We start from the raw sequence: 8,242 nt of genomic DNA on the forward strand, positions 1-8,242 counted from the left end.
GGACCGGGCGCCGCGATGCTGGTCTGGGCGGGGGGAGCCCAGGGCACCATCGGCGGCGGCGCGCTGGAATGGGAGGCCATCTCGCGGGCCCGCGCCCTTCTGGCGGAGGGCGGGCTCAGGGTGGACCGGAGGCCGCTCGGACCCGCGCTCGGCCAGTGCTGCGGCGGATCGGTGACGCTGGTGACCGAGGTCTGGGACGCGGCGGCCCTGGACGGGATCGAGGGGCCGCTCGTCCTGCGCAGCCTCGACGGGCGGCCGATGGGGCTCGAGGTGCGCCGCCTTCTGGACGGGGCGCGGCGCGAGGGGGCGCGGCCTCCGGCGCAGATCCGGCAGGGCTGGCTGATCGAGCCTCTGGCCCTGCCCGAGCGGGAGATCTGGATCTGGGGGGCGGGCCATGTCGGCCGGGCGCTGATCGCGGTGCTGAGCCCCCTGCCCGATCTTGCCCTCACCTGGATCGATGTGGCGCGCGACCGCTTTCCCGAGGCCCTGCCGGAGGGGCCGCGGGCGCTCTGGACCCCGCGGCCGGAGGCGCTGGTGGCCCATGCGCCGCCCCATGCCGAGCATCTCGTGCTCACCTTCTCGCACGCGCTCGACCTCGAGCTTTGCCATCGCATCCTCTCGCGCGGGGCGGCCGGGCTCGGCGTGATCGGCTCGGCCACCAAGGCCGCCCGCTTCCGCGGCAGATTGCGCGCCCTCGGCCATTCGGACGGGCAGATCGCGCGGATGGTGTGCCCGATCGGCGACAAGTCCCTGGGCAAGCATCCGCAGGCAATTGCCTTGGGCGTCGCGGTGGGGTTGCTGGGGGAAAAGCGCAGGGTGGGGGCGGAGATCGCGTCATGACGGAACTTCTGCGGATCGAGGGGGTGACGAAGGCCTATCCGGGCGTGGTCGCGAACTCGGACGTGTCCTTCTCGATCCGGGAAGGCGAGGTGCATGCGCTCCTTGGCGAGAACGGCGCAGGCAAATCCACGCTGGTCAAGATGATCTACGGCCTCGTGCGGCCCGACGAGGGGCGGATGCGCCTGCGCGGGCAGGACTACGCCCCGCGCGAGCCGCGCGAGGCGCGGGCGGCGGGTGTCGCCATGGTCTTTCAGCATTTCAGCCTGTTCGAGGCGATGAACGTCGCGGAGAATGTGGCACTCGGCATGGAGAATCCGCCGAAGCTGCGCGATCTGGCGGCCCGTATCCGGCAGGTGTCCGAGGAATACGGCCTGCCGCTCGATCCCGACCGGATGGTGGGCGATCTGTCGGCGGGCGAGCGGCAGCGGGTCGAGATCGTGCGCTGCCTGCTGCAGGATCCGAAGCTCCTCATCATGGACGAGCCGACCTCGGTCCTGACCCCGCAGGAGGTGGAGATCCTGTTCCAGACCCTGCGGCAGCTCTCGGCCGAGGGCACGGCGATTCTCTATATCAGCCACAAGCTCGAGGAGATCCGCGCGCTCTGCGACGAGGCGACGATCCTGCGCCGCGGCAAGGTGGTGGCGACCTGCACCCCGCGCGAACGCTCGGCCCGCGAGATGGCGGAGCTGATGGTGGGGGCCGTCCTGACCCCGCCCGAGCGGCATGCGACACCCAAGGGCGAGGTGGCGCTCGAGGTGGCGGGGCTCTCGGTCGCCTCGCCGATTCCCTTCGGCACCGCGCTCAAGGACATCAGTTTCAAGGTGCGCCGCGGCGAGGTGCTGGGCATTGCCGGCGTGGCGGGCAACGGGCAGGACGAGCTTCTGATCGCGCTCTCGGGCGAATTGCGGGCCGCGCGCGATGCGGTGCTGATTGAGGGAAGCGGCGTGGGCGACCTCGGGCCGAACGAGCGGCGCCTGCGCGGCCTCGTGGCCGCCCCCGAGGAGCGGCTGGGCCATGCGGCCGCCCCCGACATGAGCCTTGTCGAGAATGCGCTCCTCTCGGGCGTGGTGCGCAAGCGGCTGACCTGGCGCGGCTTCATCGACTGGGCGGGCACCCGCGCCTTCGCCTCCGAGATCGTCGAGCGGTTCGACGTGCGCACCCCCGGCACCTGGGTCGCGGCCCGCGCCCTCTCGGGGGGGAACCTGCAGAAGTTCGTGGTGGGGCGCGAGTTGTCGCAGGAGCCCTCGGTCATCGTCATCAACCAGCCGACCTGGGGCGTCGATGCCTCGGCCGCGGCCGCGATCCGGCAGGCGATCCTCGACCGGGCCGCGGCGGGGGCGGCGGTCGTCGTCATCAGCCAGGATCTTGACGAGCTTCTGGAAATCGCCGACCGCTTCGCCGCGCTGAACGAGGGCCGCCTGAGCGCGCCTCGGCCCACGCAGGGGCTGACCATCGACGAGATCGGCCTGATGATGGGCGGCGCGCATGGAATGGAGGTGGCCCATCATGCTCACGGGTAAGGGCGCGAGGCTCATGCGCTGCGCGGGGGCGCGCCCATGCTGAGGCTGGAGAAGCGCCCGAACCCGTCGCGGTTCTGGAATTACGCGACGCCGGTCCTCGCGGTCGTTCTGACGATGGTCGCGGGCGGGCTCATGTTCGCGCTGCTGGGCAAGAACCCGGTCGAGGCGATCCGCACGATCTTCTGGGATCCGCTCTTCGGAGAATTCGCCTGGTATTTCCGCGGCCAGCTTCTGGTGAAGGCGGGGCCGCTGATCCTGATCGCGGTTGGCCTCAGCCTGGGCTTCCGGGCGGGGATCTGGAACATCGGCGCCGAGGGGCAGTACATGATGGGCGCCATCTTCGGCGCCGCGGCGGGGCTTGCGCTCTATCCCGCCGACAACCGGCTCATCTTTCCGCTGATGGTCGTGGCGGGCGCGCTCGGCGGCTGGATCTGGGCCATGATCCCCGCGATCCTGCGCACGAGGTTCCGCACCAACGAGATCCTCGTCTCGCTGCTTCTCGTCTATGTGGCGCAGTCGATCCTCGCCTCGATGGCTCTGGGCGCGCTCCGAAACCCCGAGGGCGGCGGCTTTCCCGGCTCGCGCAACCTCTCGCAATGGGCTTCCTCGGCCAACCCCGAGCTGATCGCGGGCACGGGGATGCATTGGGGGGTGGTGGCGGCCTTCGCCTCGGTGATCGCGGCCTACATCCTGCTGCAGCGCCATATCCTCGGCTTCCAGATCCGGCTTGCGGGTCAGGCCCCGCGGGCCGCGCGCTTCGCGGGCGTCTCGCCCAACCGGCTGGTCCTTCTGTGCATGGGGATCTCGGGGGCGCTCGCGGGGCTCGCCGGGCTCTTCGAGGTGACGGGCCCCGCCGGGCAGATCTCGATCGACTTCGCGCAGGGCTATGGCTTCACCGCCATCATCGTGGCCTTCCTCGGCCGGCTCAATCCGGTGGGCATCCTTCTGGCCGGGCTTCTCATGGCGCTGACCTATGTCGGCGGCGACAATGCCTCGACCAACCTCGGCCTGCCCGCGGCCTCGATCCAGGCCTTCCAGGGGATGCTCCTCTTCTTCCTCCTGGCCGTGGACCTTCTGTCCAACTACCGCATCCGCCCGAGCCGGAAGGAGGCTGCCTGATGGACCTGCTCGGAGGCATCAATCCCGCCGTGCTCGTGGCCTCGCTGATGATGGCCTCGGTGCCGATCATCCTCGCGGCCATCGGCGAACTGGTGGTGGAGAAGTCGGGCGTCCTCAACCTCGGCGTCGAGGGCATGATGATCATCGGCGCCATCTGCGGCTTCGCGGTGGCGGTCGAGACCGGCAGCCCGCTTCTGGGCTTCGTGGGCGGGGCCCTGGGGGGCGCGGCGCTGAGCCTGATCTTCGCGCTCCTCACGCAGGTCCTGATGGCCAATCAGGTGGCCACGGGCCTCGCGCTCACGCTCTTCGGCCTCGGCCTCTCGAGCCTTCTGGGCCAGAGCTATGTGGGGGTGAAGCCGCCGCCGACCGGGCGGCTCGACCTCGGCCCGCTCTCGGACATCCCCGGGCTCGGGACCATGCTCTTCCGGCACGACGCGATGGTCTATCTCTCGATCGCCGCAGTGGCTGCGGTCTGGTTCGTCCTGCGCCACACCCGGACGGGCCTCGTCCTGCGGGCGGTGGGCGAGAATCACGAGGCAGCCCACGCGCTCGGCTACCATGTGGTGCGGATCCGGGTGCTGGCGATCCTGTTCGGCGGCGCGATGGCGGGGCTCGGCGGGGCCTATCTCAGCCTCATCCGTGTGCCGCAATGGACCGACGGGATCACCGCCGGCGCGGGCTGGATTGCGCTGGCCATCGTGGTCTTCGCCAGCTGGCGGCCCTGGCGGGTCCTGCTCGGCGCCTATCTTTTCGGCGGCATCACCGTTCTTCAGTTGAACCTGCAGGCGGCGGGCGCACGGATCCCGGTGCAATACTTGTCCATGTCGCCCTATCTGATAACGATCCTCGTGCTGGTCATCATGTCCGCGGACCGCCGCCGCAGCACGGCGGCACCGGCCTCGCTGGGCAAGACCTTCCACGCCTCGCGCTGAGGCAGCATATCGGCCGGCTGCGTCCGGCAGGAACAGGGAGCTAAAGAATGGATCGCAGAACGCTTCTCGCGAGCGCCGCCTCGGGACTCGCGCTGTCGCTGGCGGGAGGCCGGGTCGCGATGGCCCAGGCCAAGGACAAGGTGAAGGTGGGCTTCGTCTATGTCGGGCCGATCGGGGATGGCGGCTGGAGCTTCCAGCACAACGAGGGCCGGCTGGCCGTCGAGAAGGAATTCGGCGACCGGGTCGAGACGATCTATCAGGAAAGCGTGCCCGAGGGCTCCGACGCCGAGCGCGTGCTGACGCAGATGGCGCTCGCGGGCTGCGACATCATCTTCACCACCTCCTTCGGCTACATGGATGCGACGAACAATGTCGCGGCCAAGTTCCCGAACGTGAAGTTCGAACATTGCACCGGCTTCAAGCGCGAGCATCCGAACGTCGCCACCTACAACGCCCGCTTCTACGAGGGCCGCGCGGTCTGCGGCACCATCGCCGGCCTGATGACCAAGTCGAACAAGATCGGCTACATCGGCTCCTATCCGATCCCCGAGGTGATCCAGGGCATCAACTCCTCGTTCATCCACGCGCGCAAGGTGAACCCGGACGTCTCCATCTCCGTCGTCTGGGCCTACACCTGGTTCGATCCGGCCAAGGAAGCGGATGCGGCCAAGGCGCTCATCGAGCAGGGCGTGGACGTGATCCTCGCCCACACCGACTCGACCGCGCCGCTCGCCGAGGCCGCCAAGACGCCGGGCGTCGTGGGCTTTGGCCAGGCCTCTGACATGGCCAACTACAAGCCCTCGCCGCGGGTCTCCTCGATCATCGACAACTGGGCGCCCTACTACGTCAAGCGCGTGGGCATGGTGCTCGACGGCACCTGGGAGAGCACGGACGCCTGGGAAGGCATCGGCGGCGGCGAGGTGCTGATCGGCGAGATCACCGAGGCCGTGCCGGCCGAGGTGAAGGCCAAGGCGATGGAAGTCCATGACGCCATTGGGGCGGGCACCTATCATCCCTTCACCGGACCGCTCAACAAGCAGGACGGCTCGGTCTGGCTCGCGGAAGGCGAGACGGCGGCCGACGCGGATCTTCTCGGCATGAACTTCTATGTCGAGGGCATCTCGGGCGAGATCCCGAAGTAAGCCCTGTCGCATTCGTTCAGGAGGCCCGGGCCCGAAAGGCCCGGGCCTCTCGCCATTCCGGACGGGCTCTCGTCGCCTCTCGCGGCAGGAGCCGCTGCGCACCCCGCCACGGCGCGCCGGACCTCTCACGCGCCCGGGACGCCCGGGGGGAGAACCCGGGGCGCCCCTGCCATTCGCGAAGCGTGAAGGACGCGGCGCCTCGGCGCGGGTCACCTTCTTCGGCTGCATCGCGGAGCGGAGCCCGAACTCCCCGTCCCCCTCGTTCCATCGCACAGGGCTTTCGCACCATGCCGGTCCCCGGTCTTTCCCTAGCCGAACCTCCCGGCCCCGAGTCGCGGCAGGAGCCGGTTCCCGGTGCTCGGGATCGTCGAGCAGGCGGGCCGGAGACGGGCGCTCGGCCCCTCCCCTCGCCCCCGCACGCGCGAACCTGAGTGCTTCCTCCGGTTTTGACGTGAAACTTCCGTCAATTCGAACAGGACCCCCGGCCCCCCATATTCGCGGGAAAGGCAAGGCGTGCTATCCAGAGTTCAGCGGTTCCGGGGATGCCTTTTCAATCTATCCCGTTGAGACCTTCCCCCGCACGAGTTCGCCATCGTTCGGCTGTTTCTTGTCCCCAATGCCTTTTCAGCACGAAGCCTTGGGACCGCTGCCTGTCGATACCCTTCCCGATGCGACCTCCTCGGCCCCGGTCCCCGCGACCGGGGTCCTTTTGTCCCTGGCCCCGGCACCCGCCTCGCCGCTCGACATATTCATCTTTCATGATCTATCGTCGGAGCAGGGAAGAGGAGGAATCAATGGCGCATGTCGTCGTTCTCGGGGCCGGTCTGGGCGGCTCGATCATGGCCTACGAGTTGCAGCAGCAGCTCCGCAGCGAGGACCGGATCACCGTCGTGACCCGCGATCCGAGCTATCATTTCGTGCCCTCCAACCCGTGGGTGGCGGTGGGCTGGCGGACGCGCGGCCATATCAGCGCCGATCTGGCGCCCACGATGCAGCGGCTCGGGATCACCTTTCGGACGGTGCCCGCCACGCGCCTCGTGCCGGCCGAGAACCGGGTGGAGCTCGCCGACGGCAGCGCGCTCGACTACGATTACCTCGTGGTGGCGACCGGCCCCGAGCTTGCCTTCGACGAGATCGAGGGCTTCGGCCCCGAGGGCCACACCCAGTCCATCTGCCATATCGACCATGCCGAGGCCGCCCACGCGGCCTTCGAGCGGTTCTGCGAGACCCCCGGCCCCATCGTGGTGGGGGCGGCACAGGGCGCGAGCTGCTTCGGCCCGGCCTACGAATTCGCCTTCATCCTCGATGCGGCCCTGCGTCGGCGCAAGATCCGCGACCGGGTGCCCATGACCTTTGTCACCTCCGAACCCTATATCGGCCATCTCGGCCTCGACGGGGTGGGCGACACCAAGGGGCTGCTCGAATCCGCGCTGCGCAGCCGCCATATCAAATGGATCACCTCGGCCCGGATCTCGCGGGTCGAGGCGGGGATGATGCATGTCGAGGAAGTGGCCGAGGGCGGCGCCACGAAGCCCCATGCCCTGCCCTTCGGCTATGCGATGATGCTGCCCGCCTTCCGGGGAGTGAAGGCCGTCTCGGGCATCGAGGGGCTCTCGAACCCGCGCGGCTTCACCCTCGTCGACCCTCACCAGCGCAACCCCGCCTTCCCGAACATCTTTGCCGTGGGCGTCTGCGTGGCGATCCCGCCGATGGGAGCCACGCCGGTGCCGGTGGGCGTGCCCAAGACCGGCTTCATGATCGAATCGATGGTCACCGCCACGGCGCACAACATCGGCGCGCTGGTCCGCGGCAAGGAGCCCGACGAGGTCGCCACCTGGAACGCGGTCTGTCTCGCCGATTTCGGCGACCGCGGCATCGCCTTCATCGCCCAGCCGCAGATCCCGCCGCGCAACGTGAACTGGTCGGCCGAGGGCCGCTGGGTCCATTTCGCCAAGATCGCCTTCGAGAAATACTTCCTGCGCAAGGTGAAGCTCGGCACCGCCGAGCCGCTCTACGAATGGGCGGCGATGAAGATGCTCGGCATCGACAAGCTCAAGGCCGCGCGCAAGGGATGACCCCTTGCCAATCCGCGCGGCGCGGGCCAGCCTGCGCCGCATGGACAGCGATTTTCTCATCATCGGTGGGGGCATAGCCGGTGTCTCGGCCGCCGCCCGCCTGTCGGAACTGGGCACGGTCACGCTGCTCGAGGCCGAGGACACGCTCGCGCATCACGCCTCGAGCCGGTCGGCCGCGCTCTACGAGCCGCGCTACGGCCTGCCGCCGGTGGTCGAGCTGTCGCTCGCCTCGGGCGATTTCTTCCGGGCAGCGGACGGCATCCTCTCGCCGCGGGGCCTCCTGGTCGTGGGCCGCGAGGCCGAGCGCGCGCAGTTCGAGGACGAGGCGGTGGGGATGGATCTCGAGCGCATCTCGGCCGAGGAGGCGCGGGCCGCCGTGCCGATCCTGCGCCCCGACGTGACGCTCGCGGCCCGCGCCGATCACGCCTGGGACATCGACACCGACCGCCTGCTGCAGGGCTTCGCCCGCGAGGCCCGCGCCCGGGGCGCCCGGATCGTCACGAAGGCGCGGGTCGGCGCCATCGCGCGCGACGGAGCGGGCTGGCGCGTCGAGGCGGGCGAAGGCTATCGGGCGCGCATCCTCGTCAACGCCGCCGGTGCCTGGGCCGACGGGG

The 8,242-nt window shown here is 69.5% G+C and carries 7 protein-coding genes; all 7 read left to right on the forward strand.

Features of this window, described 5'->3' with window-relative positions:
* Window positions 1-840, forward strand: an 840-nt coding sequence (gene xdhC, locus A9O63_RS16430) for a xanthine dehydrogenase accessory protein XdhC (RefSeq protein ID WP_069332901.1), incomplete at its 5' end; no start/stop codon positions are given.
* A complete protein-coding gene (locus tag A9O63_RS16435; protein WP_069332902.1) occupies window positions 837-2,360 on the forward strand; it encodes an ABC transporter ATP-binding protein in 1,524 nt (507 codons plus the stop codon). The genes xdhC and A9O63_RS16435, both read left to right, overlap by 4 nt.
* Before the next feature lie 36 nt (window positions 2,361-2,396).
* Complete coding sequence (locus tag A9O63_RS16440; protein WP_069332903.1) at window positions 2,397-3,479, forward strand: ABC transporter permease; 1,083 nt, start codon at window positions 2,397-2,399, stop codon at window positions 3,477-3,479.
* A complete protein-coding gene (locus tag A9O63_RS16445; RefSeq protein WP_069332904.1) occupies window positions 3,479-4,411 on the forward strand; it encodes an ABC transporter permease in 933 nt (310 codons plus the stop codon). Before A9O63_RS16440 ends, A9O63_RS16445 begins: the two co-directional genes overlap by 1 nt.
* A gap of 47 nt (window positions 4,412-4,458) precedes the next feature.
* Window positions 4,459-5,553 carry a BMP family ABC transporter substrate-binding protein gene (locus A9O63_RS16450; protein WP_069332905.1) on the forward strand — a complete coding sequence of 365 codons (1,095 nt, stop codon included), beginning with the start codon at window positions 4,459-4,461 and terminating at the stop codon, window positions 5,551-5,553.
* A gap of 794 nt (window positions 5,554-6,347) precedes the next feature.
* Complete coding sequence (locus A9O63_RS16455) at window positions 6,348-7,628, forward strand: NAD(P)/FAD-dependent oxidoreductase (RefSeq protein WP_069332906.1); 1,281 nt, start codon at window positions 6,348-6,350, stop codon at window positions 7,626-7,628.
* Between the two features lie 4 nt (window positions 7,629-7,632).
* Window positions 7,633-8,242 (forward strand): NAD(P)/FAD-dependent oxidoreductase (locus A9O63_RS16460; RefSeq protein WP_141703103.1); only part of this gene is annotated, 610 nt, incomplete at its 3' end.

The organism is Cereibacter johrii, from assembly GCF_001720585.1.
Classification (GTDB): Bacteria; Pseudomonadota; Alphaproteobacteria; order Rhodobacterales; family Rhodobacteraceae; genus Cereibacter_A; species Cereibacter_A johrii.

What these genes read in the sequence shown, in the direction of transcription:
- A9O63_RS16455 (WP_069332906.1), top strand. Translation starts at nt 6,348, where the DNA reads ATGGCGCATGTCGTCGTTCTCGGGGCCGGTCTGGGCGGCTCGATCATG.
- A9O63_RS16445 (WP_069332904.1), top strand. Translation starts at nt 3,479, where the DNA reads ATGGACCTGCTCGGAGGCATCAATCCCGCCGTGCTCGTGGCCTCGCTG.
- A9O63_RS16435 (WP_069332902.1), top strand. Translation starts at nt 837, where the DNA reads ATGACGGAACTTCTGCGGATCGAGGGGGTGACGAAGGCCTATCCGGGC.
- A9O63_RS16440 (WP_069332903.1), top strand. Translation starts at nt 2,397, where the DNA reads ATGCTGAGGCTGGAGAAGCGCCCGAACCCGTCGCGGTTCTGGAATTAC.
- A9O63_RS16450 (WP_069332905.1), top strand. Translation starts at nt 4,459, where the DNA reads ATGGATCGCAGAACGCTTCTCGCGAGCGCCGCCTCGGGACTCGCGCTG.